15 protein-coding genes are annotated in these 21,751 nt (G+C 65.1%); 1 reads left to right on the forward strand and 14 read right to left on the reverse strand.

Annotation, left to right across the window (positions count from 1 at the left end; genetic code table 11):
* Positions 1-170 precede the first annotated feature (170 nt).
* Positions 171-1,697 carry a cryptochrome/photolyase family protein gene (locus HYH08_RS14645; RefSeq protein ID WP_349631430.1) on the forward strand — a complete coding sequence of 509 codons (1,527 nt, stop codon included), beginning with the start codon at positions 171-173 and terminating at the stop codon, positions 1,695-1,697.
* Positions 1,698-1,706: 9 nt separating this feature from the next.
* Here HYH08_RS14645 and HYH08_RS14650 read toward each other — a convergent pair whose 3' ends face one another.
* From HYH08_RS14650 to hpaR, 14 genes are all read right to left on the reverse strand, one after another.
* On the reverse strand, positions 1,707-2,534 hold the full coding sequence (locus HYH08_RS14650; RefSeq protein WP_220010517.1) for an HD domain-containing protein: 828 nt from the start codon (positions 2,532-2,534) through the stop codon (positions 1,707-1,709).
* Positions 2,535-2,762: 228 nt separating this feature from the next.
* Positions 2,763-4,466, reverse strand: coding sequence for a tetratricopeptide repeat protein (locus HYH08_RS14655; protein ID WP_220010518.1), 1,704 nt, complete (start codon positions 4,464-4,466; stop codon positions 2,763-2,765).
* A gap of 177 nt (positions 4,467-4,643) precedes the next feature.
* Positions 4,644-5,522 carry a transglutaminase family protein gene (locus HYH08_RS14660; RefSeq protein WP_220010519.1) on the reverse strand — a complete coding sequence of 293 codons (879 nt, stop codon included), beginning with the start codon at positions 5,520-5,522 and terminating at the stop codon, positions 4,644-4,646.
* On the reverse strand, positions 5,519-8,032 hold the full coding sequence (locus HYH08_RS14665; protein WP_220010520.1) for a circularly permuted type 2 ATP-grasp protein: 2,514 nt from the start codon (positions 8,030-8,032) through the stop codon (positions 5,519-5,521). Before HYH08_RS14665 ends, HYH08_RS14660 begins: the two co-directional genes overlap by 4 nt.
* A gap of 27 nt (positions 8,033-8,059) precedes the next feature.
* Positions 8,060-11,332 (reverse strand): transglutaminase family protein, encoded by a 3,273-nt coding sequence (locus tag HYH08_RS14670; protein ID WP_220010521.1) that lies wholly within the window; start codon positions 11,330-11,332, stop codon positions 8,060-8,062.
* Between the two features lie 254 nt (positions 11,333-11,586).
* On the reverse strand, positions 11,587-12,891 hold the full coding sequence (locus HYH08_RS14675; protein ID WP_220010522.1) for a methyl-accepting chemotaxis protein: 1,305 nt from the start codon (positions 12,889-12,891) through the stop codon (positions 11,587-11,589).
* On the reverse strand, positions 12,869-13,390 hold the full coding sequence (locus tag HYH08_RS14680; protein WP_220010523.1) for a PAS domain-containing protein: 522 nt from the start codon (positions 13,388-13,390) through the stop codon (positions 12,869-12,871). Before HYH08_RS14680 ends, HYH08_RS14675 begins: the two co-directional genes overlap by 23 nt.
* Before the next feature lie 182 nt (positions 13,391-13,572).
* Positions 13,573-15,096 (reverse strand): UxaA family hydrolase, encoded by a 1,524-nt coding sequence (locus tag HYH08_RS14685; RefSeq protein WP_220010524.1) that lies wholly within the window; start codon positions 15,094-15,096, stop codon positions 13,573-13,575.
* Between the two features lie 96 nt (positions 15,097-15,192).
* Positions 15,193-15,969, reverse strand: a complete 777-nt coding sequence (locus HYH08_RS14690) for an HpcH/HpaI aldolase family protein (RefSeq protein WP_220010525.1) — start codon at positions 15,967-15,969, stop codon at positions 15,193-15,195.
* Between the two features lie 238 nt (positions 15,970-16,207).
* Positions 16,208-16,936 carry an ABC transporter ATP-binding protein gene (locus HYH08_RS14695; RefSeq protein WP_220010526.1) on the reverse strand — a complete coding sequence of 243 codons (729 nt, stop codon included), beginning with the start codon at positions 16,934-16,936 and terminating at the stop codon, positions 16,208-16,210.
* On the reverse strand, positions 16,936-18,714 hold the full coding sequence (locus tag HYH08_RS14700; RefSeq protein ID WP_220010527.1) for a branched-chain amino acid ABC transporter ATP-binding protein/permease: 1,779 nt from the start codon (positions 18,712-18,714) through the stop codon (positions 16,936-16,938). Before HYH08_RS14700 ends, HYH08_RS14695 begins: the two co-directional genes overlap by 1 nt.
* On the reverse strand, positions 18,711-19,583 hold the full coding sequence (locus HYH08_RS14705) for a branched-chain amino acid ABC transporter permease (protein WP_220010528.1): 873 nt from the start codon (positions 19,581-19,583) through the stop codon (positions 18,711-18,713). Before HYH08_RS14705 ends, HYH08_RS14700 begins: the two co-directional genes overlap by 4 nt.
* Positions 19,584-19,666: 83 nt before the next feature.
* A complete protein-coding gene (locus tag HYH08_RS14710; RefSeq protein WP_220010529.1) occupies positions 19,667-20,812 on the reverse strand; it encodes an ABC transporter substrate-binding protein in 1,146 nt (381 codons plus the stop codon).
* Between the two features lie 293 nt (positions 20,813-21,105).
* Positions 21,106-21,624: a homoprotocatechuate degradation operon regulator HpaR gene (hpaR, locus tag HYH08_RS14715; protein WP_220010530.1), complete on the reverse strand. Its 519-nt coding sequence runs from the start codon at positions 21,622-21,624 to the stop codon at positions 21,106-21,108.
* Positions 21,625-21,751 lie beyond the last annotated feature (127 nt).

Genomic DNA, 21,751 nt, shown 5'->3' on the forward strand with positions numbered 1-21,751 from the left:
GGAAAATGGTGGCCCAGAGGTGATCCAAGCGGTGGCAGCCATCGTCCCCTAGACCAATACGCCGCCCGAGGTTCCATGAACGCCGAGTTTTTAATGCTGAACAGGCTTCCGCCGAGCAGACGTGCCAAGGCCGCAAGGCGGCTCGGTTCATGAGCCGGCAGGTGAAGCGAGTGCGGACGGCCGGAGAGGTCCGAAACCTGGTGATTGTGCTCGGCGATCAGCTCGATGCCGACAGCGCCGCCTTCGACGATTTCGATTCCGCGCGCGATGTGGTGCTGCAAATGGAGGTGACCGAGGAGGCCTCGTACATACCGCAGCACAAGAAGCGCATTGCATATTTTCTGGCGTCCATGCGCCATTTTCGGGACGAACTCGGCGCGCGCGGCCGGCGTGTCCACTACGTGTCGATCGACGATCCCGCAAACACCGGACGCTTCGAAACCGAGATCGCCCGCGCCCGGCAACTGTTCAATCCGGAACGGACCATTGCCCTCGAACCGGGCGACTGGCGTGTCCTGGACAAGCTGCGCCGCCTCGACCAGTCGCCGGAGATCCGAAGCGACCGTCATTTCATGTGCTCGCGGGACGAATTTTCGACGTTCTCCGAACGCCATCCACGCCCGATCCTGGAAACTTTCTATCGCGCCATGCGCCGAAAGACCGGCATTCTCATGGATCGCGATGGACATCCGATCGGAGGCGCGTGGAATTTCGATGCGGAGAACCGCAAATCCTTCGGCCGAGCGGGCCCGCGGATCCCTCCGAGGCCCGAATGCCCGCCTGACGCGATCACGAAGGAGGTGCTGCGGCTTGTTGCCCGGCGCTTCGCCGACAGTCCTGGAAAGCTCGACGGCTTCGACCTGCCAGTCACGCGCGCCGAGGCGCTGGCGCAACTGGACGACTTCGTCGCCGAACGCCTCCCGCTGTTCGGCACTTATCAGGACGCCATGCGATCCGGCGAACCCTTCCTTTTTCACTCGGTCTTGTCCGGCCCCCTGAACCTCCACCAGTTACATCCGCGTGAGGTGATCGAAGCCGTATTGAAGAACAGGACCGCCCCCCTCAATGCACTCGAAGGTTTCGTCCGCCAAATCGTCGGATGGCGCGAATTCGTCCGCGGCATCTATTGGCAGCGCATGCCGCAATATGCTGAGAGCAACGCACTCGATGCCGGCCTGCCCATGCCCCGCTTCTATTGGACCGGCGAGACAGAGATGCGCTGCCTCGCCGAAGCCATCGGCCATACCGTCGATCATGCCTATGCTCACCACATCGAGCGCTTGATGGTGCTCGGCCTGTTCGCCATGCTGCTGGGCGTGCGCCCCTACGACGTTCATGGCTGGCACATGTCGATGTTCTGGGATGCCGTCGACTGGGTGTCCCTGCCCAACACCCTCGGCATGAGCCAGCATGGCGACGGCGGCGTCGTCGGCACCAAGCCCTACGCTGCGTCGGGCAATTACATCAACCGCATGAGCGATCATTGCAGGCATTGCCGCTACGATCCAAAGCAGTCGGTGGGGGAGGATGCCTGTCCGTTCACGACGCTCTACTGGGACTTCCTCGACAAGCACCGCAAGCGCTTCGCCGCCAACGGCCGCATGAAGAACCAGTATGCCAATCTGTCGCGGAAGGACAATGACGAACTGCGCGCGATCCGGCGCCAGGCGGCCGCGATCACCGAATCGGTAACGTGATCGCGCCAGCTATTTCTGCGGACCGGACAGCGAGATGTCGCGCTCTGCGCGGAAGACGTTGCTGTAGAGATTGGCGATCCACTGCCGGCCGATTTCGGTCTTGTTCAGATATCCGATCTGGGTCTGGATGTGCGGTGCGACGCTATTCCAATAGAATTGCGGATAGCGGTTCACGATGTCGGCGGGCGAGTCGTAGCCGAGTTGCCGGTTCATGCCGACTTCCTCGAACTCGTAGTACAGCGCATTGGCCTTGCGCAGATAATTGGGATCGCCGAGCTGGCCGATGAAATCGGCGGCGCGCAGGATCGAGGCCTCGTCGTCATACTCCTGCCCTTCGCGGGCCGGAAAGCGCGTGCCCTCGATGGCGCGAGCCACGCGCTCGCTGTCTATGCCGGGAATATGGGGCAGCCGCCGCCTCACGAAAAGCTTTGAACGATCAACGTGGTACATCATCAGGCTGGCATCGGATGCGCCGCGCTGGAGCGACACCTTGGTGCCGGCGTCGTCGATGATGAAACCGTCCTCGTCGTCCTCCTCGAACAGGCCGCGGACATAGCCGATGTCGTGCGCGAGGCATGCGATCAGGATGTGCGTGTAGTCTTCCGCGGCGATATGCGTGTTGAGATTGCGGCCCATCAGGATCGCCTGGCCCGCCAGCGTCACCAGCATCGTGTGCTCGATGTTGTGGTAGAGCGCGTCGCTGTTGCCGATCAATTCCATGGCGGTGCGCGCCGATCCCCCCAGCACCCTGGCATAAGATTCGTCGAACCGGCTACGCATGAACGAGCCCAGCAACTTCTCCAGGGATTCAGCCGCCAGTCGCGGTAACGTCATCATGGATGCAGCCCCGTCTGTCGGTGGGCGTCCCACGCCAGCTCCCGACATCTCGTTCATGTCCTCGACGCAAGGGCCAGCATAGCCCATCTTTGGCTGGCTGGCCAAATCCGGAAACCGAAACACGCAGATATGTTACGGTACCGCTGCGCAGCATCACGGTTGCGGTCACGGTGCGGCACACCCGTCGCAGCGGGGCCGGCCGGCCAATGGCCGACCCTGACATTCATGTCATGAGGCGGGGACGTCGCAAGCCCTTGACATCGCGCACGGCCATGCACTGGCGCCTGCGGACAGCTGCGTCAATTCCCCCGCGCGGCGCGCCAGCATGGCGTCGAAGGCGACCTTGATCCGGCGGATGTAGGGGTCTTTGTAGGGGCAGTCCGGATTCTGGTCGTGCACCAGCATGGAGGCATTGACCTCGAACACGACGAGGTTGCCGTCGCGGTCGAGGGCGCAATCGATGCCGAAATAGTCGAGGCCGATGCGATCGCGGATCACCTGCAACATGGCGTCGTGCGAGACGTCAAAGACCCCGCCGGGATCGCGCAGAAAACGCTCTTCCTCCGCTTGCATCCAGCCGTGGCTCGCCATCTCGGTCGCATCGCGATGCAGCTTCCAGTCGTCGCCAATCGCCAGATGATAGGGCAGGATCTCCTCGCCGACGAACAGGAATCGATACTTGCGGAAGAAGCCGTCGATAGAGCGGTAATCGATATAGTCGATCACGTAGCGATCATGGTCCGCATGCGCCGCAAGAAACCCGATCAGCGCCTCGTCGTCGTCGAGCTTCTCGAAAACGTCGCCGCCATGGGTGCCGGCCAGCCGCGCCAGAATCGGAAACGTAAGCTCCGGGCACGCGGCAAGTCCCTCGCCTGCACCAATGCGGATCGTGCGCGGCATCCGGCAACCGTCGATGTCAGCAAGTGCCAGCGCCGTCGCATCGCGCGTCGTGCGCAGGACCTTCGCGGGATCGTTGATCACGGGCTTGCCGAGCGCATCTGCAACGGCGGCAACGAGCGGAAGCACCTCTCTGCCCTGGTCGGCATCGGAGACCAGGTTGACGACGACGTCGGCCTGATGCGCGAGCATCGCGATATCCGGCCGGCTCGCGGGCAGCAGCGACAGGATGCTGGTCTCGTACGTGCAGTCCCTGAACAGAAACTCGACCGGTGTGTTGCCGACGAAGGGCGCGAACAGCGCCAGCGCCCGGAACGACGGCTGCGCTGTAATCGCGGGCTTGCGCAGCAGCGGATGCGCCTGCGCGGCGCGGGCGTAAGCCGCCTGCGCCGCCTCGTTCTCGCCCTGCGCCTGCCTGACGGCACCGATCCAGTAGAAATTGTCGGCCTGATCCGGCGCGAGCGCCATCGCCTGCTCGAAATGTGCGATGGCTTCGCTGGCGTCACCGAGCTCGAAGCCCACCTTGCCGAGCTGGTTATGGAGGCCGGCATCGGCGGGCGTCTCCTCCAGCAATTCGAGCAGGAGCGACCTTGCGATCGCGAACTGCCGGGTTGCGACCAGTGCCTCGACCAGGTTGGTCCGCGACGGCCGGTGCGCCGGGTTGAGCCGGAGCGCTTCCAGATAGAGCGCGATGGCCTGTTGCGTCATGCCGCTGCGCTGATGGACGATGCCGAGATTGCACCAGCAGGCGACGAGACGCGGCGACAGACGCAAGGCCGCCTTGTAATTCTCGCCTGCCGACGCGATATCATCGCAGAGCATGAAGGCGTTGGCGAGCGCGGCGTGGAGATCGGCCGCGACATCGCTGGCTGCGCCGATCGGCATCATTGCCGCGCGCGCAAGCCCCGCCTGGAAGATCGCGATGGCGTCGGTGAGCTCGCCGCGGCGGTAGTGCTCGCGTCCCCTCAGCAAACAGGCAGCAGCGTCCGGCACGCCGGCTGCCGCCGGCGCGATGGCAATTGAAGTCGCAGTCATGGAATCTCCGCCGGAGGCCGCGCCGCAGAGATTCCGCGGGCCGCTTCAGCAATGACGATGAGCCAACATGTCGCGGCTCAGCGTTAACAGGCGCTTAATGAACGGCGCTTGGCCACAGCCAGGAAACATGCCGAAACAAATTTATCCGCCTGGTTCGTTCCCGACGCGAAATCCCGCTCACTCCACCAGCAGCACGTCGACGGCGACGCCGAGCTTCTGCTTCGGCGAACCGACGATGATGCCGTCGACGGGCGAGACGTCGGAGAAGTCGCGGGCGACCGCGAGCACGATGTGGTCGTTGGCGACGAGCAGATCGTTGGTCGGATCGAAATCGACCCAGCCCAGCTCCGCCCCGCACCACAGCGACACCCAGGCGTGGGTGGCATCGGCGCCTTGCAGGCGCGGCTGGCCCGCCGGCGGAATGGTGCGCAAATAGCCGCTGACATAGGCCGCGGGCAAACCAAGCCCACGGAGCCCCGCGATCATCACATGGGCAAAATCCTGGCAGACGCCATGGCGCTTGTCGAAGACCTCGTCGAGCGGCGTCGAGATCACGGTGGCCTTGGGATCGTAGCGGAATTCGGTGCGGATGCGATGCATCAGATCGACCGCGCCGGTGAGGATGCCCGCGCCGGGCGGAAAACTCATCGCAGCATAGGCGCTGACCGGGCGCAGCACCGGCACCAGCGGGCTCGCAAAGACATAGCCGACCGGCGAGGACGGACCGAGGCTCGTCGCCTCGAAGGCGATGTCGCGGATGCTCTCCCAGGGCGGGCTCGCAGCGTCGCGCGCGGGCGGCTCGCGCGAGATCGAGACACGCGAACGTGAATCGATGCGCAGATGACGGTGCGCGGCTTCGATCACCACGCTCTCGGTGAGCGTGCCGAAGAAATCGCGCCGGACGTGGCGCTCGACGGGGCGCGGACGGATCTCGACATGATGCGAGATCAGCTCCTGGCCGCCGCCGCTTCTGGGCTCCAGCCGCAGCGTGCAGCGTGCGAAGCTGACCGGGCTTTCATATTCGTAGGTCGTGACGTGCCGGATATCGTAGATCACGCCAGCCCCGTCAGCTTTTCCGGGCGGCTGGCATTGGGGCCGTGCGGGAAGTAGTGCAGTCCGATCGCCTCGGCGAGGCTGAGCAGATCCTGCTCCAGCGAGAACAGCGTCTTGACCTCGAGCTTCTCGGCCTCGGCGGTCGCGAGCATCGCCTGCACCGCGACTGCGAGCCGCTGCGGCTTCTCGATCAGGCCGTGCTCCTTCAGGCTCGGCAGCGCGGCGATGTGCTCGTTCAGCGTCATCACCTGGAACGCGACCGAGCGCGGATTGTAGGGATCGAGCACGGCAAGGTCGCGCACCGGCGCCAGGATCGGCGCCAGCAGATAGCGCGAACGGTAGGTGATCTGGGAATCCACCAGCGTCAGCAGGATGTCGAGATCCTCGTCGCCGGCCTCGTCATAGGCGAACTGGCGGGCGAAACGCGCGGTGTTGATGGCGCGCTCGGTGCGGCGGCCGATGTCGAGGAAGCGCCAGCCGGCGGCGCGGTTCATGTTTTCCTGCGCCAAACCTGCAAAACTGGAGAGCTCCTGCAAGGTCAGCTCGGCGGCGCTGAGCACGCCGTCGTCGTCCTCGACCTCATAAGACAAGCGCTCGGCCATCTCGATGATGACCTGCCAGGCGTCGGGCGACAGCCGCTCGCGCAAGGAGGTCGCGGTACGCTGCGCCGCGCGCACCAGCGACAGCGCCGAGCCGAAGCGCTCGGGGCTCTGCAGCGCCTCGGCGACGATGCGCCCTGGTGCGGCGCGCGAGGCTTGCGAGATCGCTCCCCATGACACCAGCAGGCGCTGGATGCGTTCGGAGGATTGCAGCGAGGCCGCGGTGCCCTTGTTGGGTCCGCTCGGCGAGCCCAGCGCGCGCACCAGGCGAAGCGTCGCCTCGGCACGTTCCAGATAGCGGCCGAGCCAGAACAGATTGTCGGCAGCCCGGCTCGGCAGCACGCCGGCCACGCGGCGAATGCGGACCTTGTCGGTCGCCGGCAGCAGCGAGGCGGTCGAGACCTGCTTGCCGGAGACGACCCAGACGTCGGCGGCACGCGCACCGTCTCCCATCGACACCGCGCGCGCGTCGGCCTTGTCGGCGATCCGGCAGAAGCCGCCGGGCATGATGGCCCAGCCGTCTGGCGTCGCGGCCGCGAACACGCGCAGTACGAAGGGGCGCGGCGTGATTTGGCCCTGGTCCCACACCGGCATGGTCGAGAGCCGCACCACCTCCTGGCCGACATAGTCCATGCCGCGCGCGCTGATGGCATCGGCGAGGCGCTGGCGTCCGGCAGTATCGAGCTCGCTCGCGAGCACCGGGCCGTTCTGATCAAAGCCGGGAACGCCGCGTGCGTAGGCGCCTTCGATCGCGACCTGGTCGAGCCGCGACAGAACCTCGTCGCGCGCCGATTTCTGACCGCACCACCAGGTCGCGATGTGCGGCATCTTCAGCTCTTCACCGAGCAGGCGGCGGGAGAGCGCCGGTAGGAAGCCGAGCAGCGCCCGCGCTTCCAGGACGCCCGAGCCCGGCATGTTGGCGACGACGACGCCGTCCTTGCGCAGCACGTCGATCAGGCCGGGCACCCCTAACCGTGAGGACGCATCGAGCTCGAGCGGATCGAGCGAGTTGGAATCGACGCGGCGGAGCAGCACGTCGAGCCGCTTCAGCCCGGCGACGGTGCGGATATGGACGCGGTCCTCGCTGACGGCGAGATCATCGCCCTCGACCAAGAGGAAGCCGAGATAGCGCGCCAGCGTCGCGTGCTCGAAATAGGTCTCGCTGAAGCTGCCGGGGGAAAGCACGCCGATCCGCGGCTCGTCGCGGTCGGCGCGTGCGCGCAGACTGTCGCGGAACGCTTCGAAAAACGGAGCGACGCGCGGCACGTTCATCGACTTGTAGAGATCGGAGAAGGCGCGCGAGAGCACCAGGCGGTTCTCCAGCGCGTAGCCCGCGCCCGACGGAGCCTGGGTGCGGTCGCTGAGCACCCACCAACGGCCATCGGGGCCGCGGCCGACATCGGCGGCATAGAGCGAGAGATAGCGCCCGCCGGGCGGCTCGACGCCGCAGACGGGACGGAGATATTCGGGGCTGCCGGCGATCGCAGCGGCCGGGAGCGCGCCTTCGGCGACCAGCTTGCCCGCGCCGTAGATATCGCGCAGCACGAGCTCGAGCAGCTCGGCGCGCTGCGTGATGCCGGCGGACAGCTGCTTCCAGTCGGCCTCGTCGATCAGAAGCGGCAAATGGCTGATCGACCACGGCCGGTCGGCGCTGTCGCCGGGCGCACGGTAGGTGACGCCGGCCTCGCGCAGATGGCGGTCGGCCATGCCGAAGCGCCGCTCGACCTCGTCGGGGGCGAGCGCACCGAAGGCGTCGAAGAAGCGGCGCCAGACCGCGCGGGGGGCGCCGTCGGGCCCCAGGAACTCGTCGGGAATGCCGGGCAGCCGGCTATAGTCGCGAACCCATTGCGCGATGCGCTGCTGGGCCTGCGCCCTGTCCGCCTGGTCGTTGTCTTCCGCTGCGCCCTCGCCCATGGGCCTTTCCCTCCCCCACCCTCATACTCATTGCAGGAGCGGGGTCCGCAAGTCGAGGGTCAGCGGAAATTCATTTGTGCGTTCCTCGGGCGGCGGCTGCATTGGACCCGGCGTATGGCCGTGGTCCTGGAAGCGCGCCAGCCGCCGCGCCTCGGCCTCATAGGTGTTGACCGGCTTGGTGTCGTAGTTGCGCCCGCCCGGATGGGCGACGTGGTAGACGCAGCCGCCGAGCGAGCGGCCGTTCCAGGTGTCGATGAGATCAAACGTCAGCGGCGCATGGACGGGAATGGTCGGGTGCAGGCCGGAGGCCGGCTGCCAGGCCTTGAAGCGGACGCCCGCCACGGCTTCGGCCGAGCGGCCGGTCGCGGTCATCGGCAGGCGGCGGCCGTTGCAGGTGATGATGTGGCGGCCTTCGACGAAGCCTTCGGCCTTGACCTGGAGGCGTTCGACCGAACTATCGACATAGCGCACGGTGCCGCCGCCCGAGCCCTCCTCGCCGAGCACATGCCAGGGCTCCAGCGCCTGCCGCAGCTCCAGCGTCACGCCGGCATGATGGATGCGGCCGAAGGCGGGGAAGCGGAATTCGAGCTGGGCCAGATACCATTCCGGCTCGAAGGCATAGCCTGACAGCTTGAGTTCGGAGAGCACGTCGAGAAAATCTTCCCAGATGAAATGCGGCAGCATGAAGCGGTCATGCAGCGCGGTGCCCCAGCGCACGAACTTGCCTTGTTGCGGCTCGCGCCAGAACTTCGCGATCAGCGCGCGGATCAGGAGCTGCTGCGCCAGCGACATGCGCGGGTCCGGCGGCATTTCGAGCGCGCGGAATTCGACCAGGCCGAGCCGGCCGGTCGGGCCCTCCGGCGAATAGAGCTTGTCGATGCAGATCTCGGCGCGATGGGTGTTGCCGGTGATGTCGACCAGCAGATGCCGGAACAGACGGTCCACCAGCCACAGCGGCGTCTGATAGCCCGGCGGCGGCACGTGCGAGAGCGCGATCTCGAGCTCGTAGATGCTGTCGTGACGGGCCTCGTCGATGCGCGGCGCCTGGCTGGTCGGGCCGATGAAGAGGCCGGAGAAGAAATAGGACAGCGAGGGATGACGCTGCCAGTACAAGACGAGGCTCTTGAGCAGGTCGGGCCGGCGCAGGAACGGCGAGTCCTGCGGTGAGGAGCCGCCGACTACGACGTGATTGCCGCCGCCGGTGCCGGTGTGGCGGCCGTCGACCAGGAAGCGGTTGGCGCCGAGGCGAACTTTCGCGGCGTCTTCATAGAGGCCCGAGGTGATCTCGACCGCATCGCGCCAGCTTCTGGCCGGCTGGATGTTGACCTCGATGACACCGGGGTCGGGCGTCACCTTGATCACCTCGATGCGCGGATCGAATGGCGGCGGATAGCCCTCGACATGGACCTGGAGCTGCATCTCCTCGGCGGTGGCCTCTAACGCCGCGACCAGCTCGAGATAATCCTCGATGCGCTCGACCGGCGGCATGAAGGCGCAGAGCACGCCGTCGCGAACCTCGATCGACATCGCGGTGCGCACCGGGATGGTGGTGTTGAGCTGCTCGGGCTTGACCCGCGGCGCCGGCTTCTCCGGACGCGCCGGCGACGTGAACACCGGCAGCTTGTCCCGCGGCTCCATCGGGTCCTGCTCGACGATGTAGGGATATTGGCTGGGCGGGATGTAGCCGAGCGAGCCGATCGGCAGGCGCAGGCCGAGCGGTGAATCGCCCGGCATCAGGAACAGATGACTGCGCCGGAGCTGCCAGCGCTCGCTGCGCCAGCGCGGCGGCGCGTTCCAGCGCTGCACCGGCAGCACGAAGCCGCGCGGCGTATTCAGGCCCTCGTCGAACACGCGGGCCATGCGGGCGCGCGCTTCCGGATCGGAGAGCTTGGAGTCGGAGGGATCGACGTTGACGGGAAGCTCGGCTTCCTTCTGCAGCCAGTAGGCGGTGTCCTCATAGGCCGGCATGATGTAGCCGGGATCGAGCCCGAGCCGCGCAGCCGTCGCTTCCATGAAGGTCTCGGCATCCTTCACCCCGGCGCGGCGCGGGTTCTCGATCTTGGCGATGAGGTCCGCGTTCTTCCAGATCGGCACGCCGTCCTTGCGCCAGTACAGGCCAAAGGCCCAGCGTGGCAGGCTCTCGCCGGGGTACCATTTGCCCTGGCCGTAATGCAGCAGGCCGCCCTCACCGAAGCGCGCGCGCAGGCGGCGGATCAGGTCGTCGGCGAGCGCCCGCTTGGTCGGGCCGACGGCTTCGGTGTTCCACTCCGCCCCTTCCAGATCGTCGACGGAGACGAAGGTCGGCTCGCCGCCCATGGTGAGCCGGACGTCCTGGGCCACGAGGTCGCCGTCGACCTGCTCGCCGAGATCGTTGAGCCGCGTCCAGGATTCGTCTGAGAACGGTTTTGTGATACGTGGCGCTTCGCGGATGCGCTTCACGCTCATGTCGAAGGCGAACTCGACCTCGGCAAAGCCAGCGCCGCCCGAGATAGGCGCGGCCGAGCGGTAATGCGGCGTAGCGGCGACCGGGATATGCCCCTCGCCCGCCAGCATGCCGGAGGTGGCGTCGAAGCCGATCCAGCCGGCGCCGGGCAGATAGACCTCGGCCCAGGCGTGCAGATCGGTAAAATCGTTCTCGACCTCGGGCGGGCCCTCGATCGGGTCGATGTCGGGACGGATCTGGATGAGATAGCCGGAGACGAAACGCGCGGCGAGGCCGAGATGGCGGAAGGTCTGGATCAGCAGCCAAGCGGAGTCGCGGCAGGAGCCCGCGCAGGAGGTCAGCGTCTCCTCCGGCGTCTGCACGCCGGGCTCCATGCGGATGATGTAGCGGATCTTCTTCTGGAGCTCGCGGTTGAGGTCGACCAGGAAGTTGACGGTGTTCGGCGCCTCGTGCGGGATGGTGTCGAGATATTGCGCGAACAGGCGATCGGGCTTGATGGTCTCGAGATAAGGCGCGAGCTCGGTCTTGAGGTCCTTCGGGTATTCGAACGGAAAACTGTCGGCATAGGGCTCGACGAAGAAGTCGAACGGGTTGACCACGGTCATCTGCGCCGTGAAATCGACCTCGAATTTCAGCTCGGTGGTCTTCTCCGGAAAGACGTAGCGGGCGAGCCAGTTGCCCTGCGGGTCCTGCTGCCAGTTCACGAAATGATTGGATGGGGTGACCTTGAGCGAATAGCTCAGGATCGGCGTGCGCGTATGCGGCGCCGGCCGCAGGCGGATGGTCTGCGGGCCAAGATCGATCGGGCGGTCGTATTTGTAGTGCGTGACGTGGTGTAATGCGACGTAGATCGACACGGGGTACGGTGCTCCAGCAGCTTTTTTGAGCAGAACACCTGACGTCAATGCGATCAAGCACTAACAACGGGCAGAGGGTGCCTATGCAAGGTGCGGGCCGGATGGTTGTGGGGCGTTATTGGTGTGCTGGCGGCGCTGTAGCCCCGGCCTCAGTATCGTAGGGTGGGCAAAGCGGAGCGTGCCCACGTCTTTGCCCAATTGATGCGAAGACGTGGGCACGGCGCGAGTGCGCCTTTGCCCACCCTACGAGGACGCTACGCCGCCGAGGTCAGGCGCTGCAGGAACTGCGTGACCTCGCGGCGGAGCGTTTCGACTTCGCCGTGGACGCGTTCGGAGGCGCTGTTGACGCGGCCTGCGACGCGGCCCGTATCGGCGGCGGCTTCGCTGATGCCGGTTACGTTGGAGGAGACCTGCGAGGTGCCGGCGGAGGCTTCCTGAACGTTGCGGGCGATCTCGCGGGTGGCGAGGCCCTGCTGCTCGATCGAGGTCGCAATCGAGGCGGTGATGCCGTCGATCTCGGCGATGGTCTGCGCGATCGCCTCGACGGCCGCGACCGAGTTGGTCGTTGACTGCTGCATCTCGCCGACCTTGGCGCTGATCTCTTCCGTCGCCTTCGCGGTCTGGTTGGCGAGGCTCTTGACCTCGGAGGCCACCACCGCGAAGCCGCGGCCGGCCTCCCCTGCCCGCGCCGCCTCGATGGTGGCGTTGAGCGCAAGGAGATTGGTCTGCGAGGCGATCTCGCTGATCAGCTTGACGACGTCGCCGATCCGCATCGCCGCATCTGCCAGCGAGCGGATCTCGCTGCCGGCGCGATTGGCTTCGTTCACGGCGCGTCCGGTGCTCGCGGTCGAGCCGGTGACCTGACGGCCGATATCGGCGATCGAGGATGCCAGCTGCTCGGCGGCGCTGGCGACGGTCGCGACATTGCGCGAGGCCTGGTCGGAGGCGCTGAGCACGCCGGAGGTCTGCCTGCTGGTCTTGTCGGCGGCCGCCGCCATCTGGTGGGCGTCGGATTCGAGATCGCTGGCCGCCCCCATCAGCGTGCCGGCGACGCTGTCGAGATGTGTGCCGAATTGCTTGGCGAGATCGGCGATCTCGACGACGCGACGGCCGAGGCTGTCGGTTCCGGAATTGATTACGACCGCGGAACGGCGGAACGAGCCGGGCAGACCGCGTGCAAGAATCTTGCGGAAATATTTACCGCGGCTGGCATAGTCCATCGAGGCCGACGCTTCGCGCAGATAAGCGTCGGTGATGTCGAGCATGTCGTTGACCGACTTCTGGATCGAGCCGATGCGGCCGGCCTGACGATGGCTCAGGATGCGCGCCTCGAGATCGCCATGCGACGCCTTGCGGCAGACTTCGGCGACCTCATCGACGGCCACCGCCGTGCGATGCTGGCACCAGACAGCGTAGCCGAGCAGTGCGATCGTCGCGCCGAGCAATGTCGCAACGACGATACCGGTCACACCGAGAAGCGAGAGGCCGAACGCGATGACGGCGAGAACGCACGCAAGCGCGGTCGCTCCCTGCGCCTTAGAGAGAGAGCACAAATTCATCGTAACCGACACCTTGTTGGTTTAGCAGCCCGACCATCGCATCGAAGCTCGCATGCATGCCGTCCTTGGCATTGGCATGCCGTGCCTCTTCCGCGCACAGCGTCTTGTAGATCGGCTTGATGCGCTCGATCTGCGCTGGATCCGGCTTGCGGCGGTTGGAGTGATAGCCGACGACATTGCCGCGCTCGTCGAAGGTCGGCGTGACGTGGGCGAACACCCAGTAATGGCTGCCGTCCTTTGCCAGATTGACGACGTAGGCGAAGATCTCCTGCTTCGCCTGCAGCGTGTCCCAGAGCAGCTTAAAGACGGCGCGCGGCATGTCGGGGTGGCGGATCAGGCTGTGGGGCGCGCCCATCAGCTCGGCGTAGGAGTATTTCGCCATCCGGATGAAGACGTCATTGGCGTAGGTGATGCGGCCCTTCAGATCGGTCTTCGAGACGATCAGTTCCTCCTCGCCGAGGAAACTTTCCACGCCGGTCGGCCGTATCGCGCGCGTCATCGTCGTTCAATCCTTGAAGGGCCAGCGCCCCAAAGGAGTGGGAGCCCGCATCACACCAAGGATTACGGCAGGAAACATTAAGCATAGGTGAGCGCGGGAACCCGTGCGGCTACGAGGAACACCCGTAGATTTACGGAGAGCGGTCGCCCGGCCTGCAAATTTCAGCAACGAGCTGCGCGCGATTACATGGTCGCGCCGAGCACCCAGGGCGCGAACTCGGCGCCGCCGAAATCAAAGCTCTCGCTCTTGGTCCGCTGGCCCGAAGCGGTCTTCAGGATGAGATCGAAGATGCGCTGGCCGCATTCCTGCACGCTCTCCTCGCCCTCAAGGATGGTGCCGCAATTGACGTCCATGTCCTCTTCCATGCGCTTGTACATGGGCGTGTTGGTGGCGAGCTTGATCGAGGGCGCGGGCTTGCAGCCGAACACGCTGCCGCGCCCCGTGGTGAAGCAGACGAGGTTGGCGCCGCCGGCGACCTGCCCCGTGGCTGCGACCGGGTCGTAGCCGGGCGTGTCCATGAAGACAAAACCCTTCTTGGTGACGGGCTCGGCGTAGCGCAGCACCTCGACGAGATTGGTGGTGCCGGCCTTGGCCATCGCGCCGAGCGATTTTTCCAGAATGGTGGTGAGGCCGCCGGCCTTGTTGCCGGGGCTCGGATTGGCGTTCATCTCGGCGCCTTCACGCGCGGTGTATTCGTCCCACCAGCGCATCAGGTCGACCAGCTTCTCGCCGACCTCGCGGCTGACCGCGCGGCGCGTCAGGAGATGCTCGGCGCCGTAGGTCTCCGGCGTCTCCGAAAGGATCACGGTGCCGCCATGGCGGACGATGAGATCGCTGGCCGCACCAAGTGCCGGATTGGCGGATACGCCGGAATAGCCATCCGAGCCGCCGCATTGCAGGGCGACGGTGAGCTCACTCACCGGCACGGACTCGCGGGTGACCTTGTTGGAATCGGCGAGCGCCTCGCGCACGAAGGCGATGCCGGCTTCCACGGTCTTGCGGGTGCCGCCGACCTCCTGGATGTCCATCGCGCGCAGGCGGCCCGCGAGCTTCTGTTCCTCCATCAGGCCGCCGATCTGGTTCACCTCGCAGCCGAGGCCGAGCACGATGACATGGGAGAAATTCACGTGCCGCGCATAGCCGCCGAGGGTGCGGCGGAGCAGCGCCAGCGGCTCGTTCTGCGTCATGCCGCAGCCGGTCTTGTGGGTCAGCGCAACCACGCCATCGACGTTGGGGAAGTCGGCCAGCGGATTATCGCCGGTGAAAGGATTCTTCTTGAAGACGTCGGCGACGAGGCTCGCGACATGCGCGCTGCAATTCACCGAGGTGAGGATACCGATATAGTTGCGCGTGGCGACGCGGCCGTCGGGGCGGCGGATGCCCTCGAAGGTCGCCGGCAGGTCGAAATTCGGCGTCGGCTTGACGTCGGCGCAATAGGCGTAGTCCTTGGCGAAATCGCCCATGCCGCAGTTCTGCACATGCACGTGCTGGCCCGGCGCGATGGCTTGGGTCGCAAAGCCGATGATCTGGCCGTAGCGGATCACGGGCTCGCCGACTGCGATCGGTTTGATCGCGACCTTGTGGCCTGAGGGAATGCGCTCGACCGTGGTGACGCCGTCGGCGACGACGGTGCCCGGAGGCAGGCTCGCGCGCGCGATCAGCACGCCGTCAGCGGGATGCAGGCGGATGACGGGGCTGATGGTCATGGGAGGTCTCCTTCGGAGGCGAATAGCGAATAGGGAGTAGCGAATGGAATAGGGAGCGGCGCTATTCGCCACTCCCTATTCACTATTCGCTAGAGATCAGGCCTTGCCGCCGGAATCCTTGCGGGTCGCGTTGACCTGCATCTTGGCGTAGGTGGTCATCAGGCCGACTTCGTTCGACAAGGTCACCAGCTTGAAGCCCATGTTGATGGCGCGCGCGGCACCTTCGGCGCCGCTGCAATGGATGCCGGGGTTGAGGCCGCGCTTGCCGCATTCCCTAATGATCTTCTCATAGATCGCGAGGATCTCGGGCTCGGTGCGGTCGAGCTTCGGCTCGAGGCCGTAGGAGAAGCCGAGATCGGACGGGCCGATATAGACGCCGTCGATGCCCTCGACGTCGAGGATCGCTTCCATGTTCTCGACCGCGGTTTTGGTTTCCATCATCGGCAGCAGGATGGTGTCGGCGTTCGCGGTCTTCTGGTAGGAGCCGGCGGTGCCGTACATGCCGGCGCGGATCGGACCGTTGGAGCGGACGCCCTGCGGCGGATACTTGGAATAGGAGACGAGGTTTTTGGCTTCCTGAGGCGTGTTGACCATCGGGCAAATCACGCCATAGGCGCCGCCATCGAGCACCTTGCCGATGATGCCGGGCTCATTCCAGGGCACGCGGACCATCGGGGTGACCGGGTGCTTGTCCATCGCCTGGAAGCACTGCACCATCGAGAGATAATCCTGCACGCCATGCTGCATGTCGACGGTGACGCTGTCGAAGCCGCATTGCGCGATCATCTCGGCCGAGAAGCCCGAGGGAATGGCGAGCCACGCATTGACCACGGCCTTGCCCGACTTCCAGATTTCCTTGACCTTGTTCGCCACGTTGCCTTCCTTCTTTGTTGTTGGGGCCTCTAGCACCACGCCGAGCGCCGCGACAGCACGACCCTGTTGTTACCGCCAACCGGATCGTCGCGCTACGCTCGCAATCACGCAAGACCTATGCGCTTGCCCATTGGGTGCGGGCTGCGCGGGCGGCGGACAGTATCGCCGCCCGGGTTCATCCGGCAAGGGATGCCTTTCGAGGCGCGTAGCCCGGGCTTTCGGCCCGGAACTGTCCCGGTTACGCACTGACCTTGGCATGGCCGCCGAGATAGGCGGCGCGGATGGCTTCATTGCCCCAGAGCTCGTCCGGCTTGCCGCCGAGCACGATGCGACCGGTCTCCAGCACATAGCCGTAATCGGCAACCGACAGGCCCATGCGCGCATTCTGCTCGACCAGCAGCACCGTCGTGCTGCGGCGGATCTCCGAGATGATCTTGAACACGGCCTGCACGATGACGGGCGCCAGCCCAAGCGAGGGCTCGTCGAGTAGCAACAGACGCGGCTTTGCCATCAGCCCGCGCGCCACAGCCACCATCTGCAGCTGACCGCCGGAGAGCGTCCAGCCGAGCGCATTGGTGAACTTGCGGATATCGGGGAACAGATCGAACATCGCGTCCGCCTCGCGCGAGATCTCCGAGGTCGACGCCTTCCGATTGGAGGCGCCGAGCATGATGTTCTCTTTCACCGTGAGGCCCGGAAACACCCGACGTCCTTCCGGCACGTGGCTGATGCCCATGCGGACGATCGCTTCGGGGCCGAGGCCCGCGATCGACTTGCCGTCGAACAGGATCTCGCCGGAGGTCGGCTTTGCGAGGCCGGAGATGGCGCGCAGGGTCGTGGACTTGCCGGCGCCGTTGGCGCCCAGCAGCGTCACCACCTGCCCCTCTTCCACCGCGCAGGTGACGCCGCGCAGCGCTTCGATCTCGCCGTAGCGCACGACCAGATTGCGGATTTCGAGCAACGGCATCATTCGCTCCCGAGATAGGCGGAGACGACGTCGGGATGACGCAGCACGGCCATGGATTCGCCGTCCGCGATGCGGCGTCCGAAGTTGAGCACGGTGATGTGCTGGGCCGCTTCCGAGACCAGCGTCATGTCGTGATCGATGATCAGGATGGTGAGGCCCTGCGCCGCAATACGCTTGAGCAGCTCGTGCAGCTCCAGCTTCTCGGTCGAGTTCAGGCCGGCCGCGGGCTCGTCGAGCAGCAGCAGCGTCGGATTCGAGGCGAGCGCACGCGCGATCTCGATCAGGCGCTGATGGCCATAGGAGAAGCTCGAGATCAGCTCGTTGGCGCGGCTGCCGAGGCCGACGAAGGTCAGCGCCTCCATCGCACGCTCGGTCAGAGCGTCATCGCCCTTCCCGACCATAGCGTTGCCCGGCCGCTCCGCGCCGATCTCGACGTTTTCGAGAGCCGTCATCGAGCGGAACAGGCGGATATTCTGGAAGGTGCGCCCTAAGCCCGCAGCCGTGCGCTGATGCGGCGGCATATGGGTGATGTCGGTGCCATCGAGCACGATCCTGCCTGATGTCGCCTGATAGAGGCCCGAGAGCACGTTGAGCGTGGTGGTCTTGCCCGAGCCGTTCGGCCCGATCAGCGCATGCACGCCGCCGCGCCTCACCGCGATGTCGACGCCGTCGACGGCCTTGAGGCCGCCGAAATGTTTCGACAGGCCGGTGACCTCCAGCACGATGTCGCCGCCGACCGTCGCCGGCTTCAGCTGCAGGGCGGCCGCGGCCGGCGTCGGCTTGATCCTGGCGCGCCAGCGCGTGAAGGCGTCCGCGACAAAACCCCAGATGCCGTCGGGCATGAAGCGGATGATCAGGATCACGAACAGGCCGTAGATCGCCAGATACAAGCCCGGCACACTCTTGAGGAAGCGCAGCCATTCCGGGATCAGGATCAAGAGGCCCGTGCCGATGGTCGAGCCGATCGGCGACGCAACGCCGCCGAGCAGCGACATGGTCAGGAACACGATCGATTCCGCGAAGGAGAACTGATCGGGGCTGACATAGGCAAAGCCGCCGGCGAACAGGCCGCCGGCGAGGCCGCCGAGCAATGCGCAGAGCGCGAACGCGTAGATCTTGGTACGGAAGACATCGATGCCGTTGACGCCGGCCGCAAGCTCATTGTCGCGCACCGCGCGCATGGCGCGGCCGAGCTTTGTATCGGCGAGATGCCAGACGAGATAGCCGACGATCGCCAGCATCGCGACGCAGAAGGCCAGATAGCTCTGCGAGGTCTGGAACAGGTCCGGACGCTTGATGTTGGAGACGCCGTCCGGGCCGTGCGTCAGCCAGATCGCGTTGATCATCACCAGCGTCACGATCTGCTGGAACGAGATCGTCACCATCGCGAGGTAATGCCCGCCGAGCCGCAAGGTGGACATGCCGAGGAACGCGCCCGCGAGCAGCGAGATGACGCAGCCGCCGACGAGGCAGAGCCAGAAGCTGAGATGCAGGTCGTTGGTGCCCAGACCAACCGCATAGGCGCCGAGGCCGAAGAACGCGGCTTGCGCCAGATTGATCTGGCCGCACAGGCCGAGCACGACCGAGAGGCCGAACACCGCGATCGAGAACGTGGTCGCCTGCAGAAGGATGTTGTGGACGTACCCATCGAAGCGCATGGTCGCGGCGAGCGCGACCAGGATCGCCGCGCCGATGAAGTACGGCAGGTGCCTGACCAGCAGCGGCTTCGAATGGATGGCGGGTGCCGGGATCGGCATGTTGTCGCTGGGAGCGCTCATGCTTTTTCCGCCACGCGTTCGCCGAAGATGCCCTGCGGCCGGAAGATCAGGAAGGCGACCAGCACCAGGAAGGCGAAGCCGTCCTTGTAGGGCACCGAGATGTAGGCGGCACCAAAAGTCTCGATCACGCCGAGCGAGAGGCCGCCGATGATGGCGCCGGCGACGTCGCCGAAGCCGCCGATGATGGTCGCCGCGAACGCCTTCAGCGCGATGGTCGAGCCCATCTGGATCGAGACGAACAGCACGGGCGCGACGAGGATGCCGGCGAGACCGCCGAGCACCGCCGAATAGATGAAGGTGATCATGATCATGGTGGAGACGGAAATGCCGAGCAGCGAGGCTATCTCCTTATCCTGCGAGGTCGCCTGCAGCTTCTTGCCAAGCAGCGTCTTCTCGAAGAACCAGAAATTGAAGATCACGAGGCAGATGGTGACGCCGATGATCAGGAGATACTGGCTGTCGAGATAGACCGGGCCGAGTTGGATGCCGGGCGTATCGAACCAGCCCTGCAGCACCTGCGGCTGCGGGCCGTAGATCGCGAGCACGGAGTTTGCCAGCAGGATCGAGGCGCCGATGGTGGCGATGATCACGGGCAGATAGGTGCGGTGGCGCAGCGGATAATAGACGCCGAGATTGAAGACGACACCGAGCAGCGCCATGCCGAGCAGCGCGACGATGAAGGCGGCCCAATAAGGCAGGCCAGCTTCGACCGCCACGACCATCAGGTAGGCCGCGACCATGGAGAATTCGCCCTGGGCAAAATTCACCACGTTGGTGGCCCGGAAGATCAGCACGAAGCCGAGCGCGACCAGCGCGTAGACGGCGCCGATACCGATGCCGGTAAAGAGCAGTTGGAGGGCGAGATCCATGACAAGCTTCTGTTGGAGAGCGGATACATTCAACGTGAGACGTTTCGGCCTCCCCGACCGGCATCGGGGAGGCCGAACGAGCGTCAGTCGTTGAACTCGATGTGCTTGTCGAAGACGATGTTGCCCTTGTCGTTCTTCACGATGTTGTAGCCGTGCAGACCGTCGCCGTTCTGGTCGAAATTGTATTCGCCCTCGGCGCCCGCGAACTTCTTGATCGACAGGATGGCTTCGCGGATCTTGGCGGCATCGGTGGAACCGGCCTTGTTGATCGCCGCCGACAACACGTTGATCGCATCGAACGTCCAGGAGCTCTGGTTGTCGGGCGCGACCTTGACCGCGTCGCGGTAGATCTTGCCGAACGCCTTCGAGCCCTCGCTGGAATCCTCGGCATAGTCGGCGACGCCATAAGTGTTGTAGAGCGCGGGACCGGCGAGCTTGAGCGCGGTGATGTTGACAATCGAGGGCGAGCCGACCCACGGGATGTTCACGCCGAGCTGACGAAGTTGGCGGGCGAAGATGCCGAGATCGTTCTCGAAGGTGAAGTAGGAGCCGAGGATGTCTGCGCCGGACTGCTTGATCGCGAGCACGACCGGCGTGAAATCCTGGCTCTGGTTGGCGTAGCCCTGGTCGAGCACCGGCGGCGCGCCGAGCTTGGTCAGTGCCTCCGTCAGCGCCTTGCCGCCGGCGGTGCCGAAGGCATCGGTCGAATGCAGCACGGCCCATTTCTTCTTGCCAAGCGTGCTCACGCCGTACTCGGCGATGACGCGGCCGGAATAGCTGTCATTGGGGCGGCAGCGGAACAGCCACTGATTACCCATATGCGTAAGGTTCGGATCGGTGCCGCCGATCATCACGGGCTTGCCGAGCTTGATGACGTCGGGCGAGATCGCATGGACCTGGGTCGAACGGATCGAACCGAGGAAGCCGACGATGTCGGACTGCGCAGCAAGCTTGGAGAAGGCGAGCACGATGCCCGGATTGGTGGTCTGGTCGTCCTCGACGATCAGTTCGGCCTGCTTGCCCAGGATACCGCCGGCCTTGTTGACGGCTTCGAGCGCGAGCTTGGCGCCCTTGATGGCGTAACCGCCGGATTCAGCGGCAGGACCTGTGACGGGCGCGCACATGCCGATCTTGATGGTGGCGCCTTGCGCATGTGCGCTCTTGATGAGGTAGGGCGCGGCAATGCCGGCAGCAATTCCGGCCGCAAAATCGCGTCTCGTCAGTCTCATTCATTCCTCCCTGGAGCCGGGCATCCTTGTCGGCCCTTCTTTGTTTGGCCTTGTCACTGAATACAGAGCCGGATGCTACTTACGGATTCTCGCCGTGTGAGTAAATTGATATTGAGGCATCATCGACTAAGTGCGGAGAGTTCGCGCCTAACGATGATGAACACCGGCAGCGACGATCTATTCTCAGCTGTTTTTTCCGGGAAATTCGCGTATTTCACTCTGCGCGCACTGCCCACGCGTTATGCAACGACGACAGTCATGCGCGGCAGGAACATCATCATGCAAATTTGCCGTTACGTTTCATCCGTAACGTCGTCGCTCGCACCGGTGGAAGCGAGACACAATTCCAACTCTCCGAGCATCTCCTGCAACTCGGCGAGCTTGCGCGCGCCGAAACGCTGCGTGATTTCGGCGTAGATCGCTTCCGACGATGGCGCCACGGCGGCCATCAGCTTCACGCCCTCTCTGGAAATCGAGACCATGCTGCGGCGCTGGTCCGCCTTCGCCGTCTTGCGCTCGATCAGATTACGCGCCTCGAGATCGCGCAGGATGCGCGACAGGCTCGGTCCTAGCAGAAACGCGGTGCGCGCGAGTTCCGTGACCTCCGCGGCCTCGATCGCCGCGAGCGCGCGCAGGATGCGCCATTGCTGCTCGGTCAAACCGTGCTCGCGCAGCTTTGGACGGAACTGCCGCATCACGGCTTCGCGCGCGCGGAGCAACGACATCGGCAGCGAGCGCGAGAAGTCGCGCATCGGCACCTGCCGTGCGGCGGGCTCACTTCCGTTCGCGGGATCAGCCGGTCTCTTCGCCATAAAGCCCTTTCAAACTCGCCCTTTCAGGCCGCAAAAAGTTTGCAGTGCAGCAAGGGGGAATTGTGTTTGACGCATTCACTTAACATGTTAAGTATCTTCGCGCACCACGATTTTGGTAGGCCACCCC

Origin of the sequence: Bradyrhizobium sp. BR 10289, from assembly GCF_019455385.1 — a bacterium.
Lineage (GTDB): Bacteria > Pseudomonadota > Alphaproteobacteria > Rhizobiales > Xanthobacteraceae > Bradyrhizobium.

Coding starts and splice junctions, on each gene's coding strand:
- HYH08_RS14680 (WP_220010523.1), bottom strand. CDS start 13,390: ATGACGCGCGCGATACGGCCGACCGGCGTGGAAAGTTTCCTCGGCGAG.
- HYH08_RS14710 (WP_220010529.1), bottom strand. CDS start 20,812: ATGAGACTGACGAGACGCGATTTTGCGGCCGGAATTGCTGCCGGCATT.
- HYH08_RS14665 (WP_220010520.1), bottom strand. CDS start 8,032: ATGGGCGAGGGCGCAGCGGAAGACAACGACCAGGCGGACAGGGCGCAG.
- HYH08_RS14685 (WP_220010524.1), bottom strand. CDS start 15,096: ATGACCATCAGCCCCGTCATCCGCCTGCATCCCGCTGACGGCGTGCTG.
- HYH08_RS14675 (WP_220010522.1), bottom strand. CDS start 12,891: ATGAATTTGTGCTCTCTCTCTAAGGCGCAGGGAGCGACCGCGCTTGCG.
- HYH08_RS14705 (WP_220010528.1), bottom strand. CDS start 19,583: ATGGATCTCGCCCTCCAACTGCTCTTTACCGGCATCGGTATCGGCGCC.
- HYH08_RS14655 (WP_220010518.1), bottom strand. CDS start 4,466: ATGACTGCGACTTCAATTGCCATCGCGCCGGCGGCAGCCGGCGTGCCG.
- hpaR (WP_220010530.1), bottom strand. CDS start 21,624: ATGGCGAAGAGACCGGCTGATCCCGCGAACGGAAGTGAGCCCGCCGCA.
- HYH08_RS14700 (WP_220010527.1), bottom strand. CDS start 18,714: ATGAGCGCTCCCAGCGACAACATGCCGATCCCGGCACCCGCCATCCAT.
- HYH08_RS14695 (WP_220010526.1), bottom strand. CDS start 16,936: ATGCCGTTGCTCGAAATCCGCAATCTGGTCGTGCGCTACGGCGAGATC.
- HYH08_RS14650 (WP_220010517.1), bottom strand. CDS start 2,534: ATGATGACGTTACCGCGACTGGCGGCTGAATCCCTGGAGAAGTTGCTG.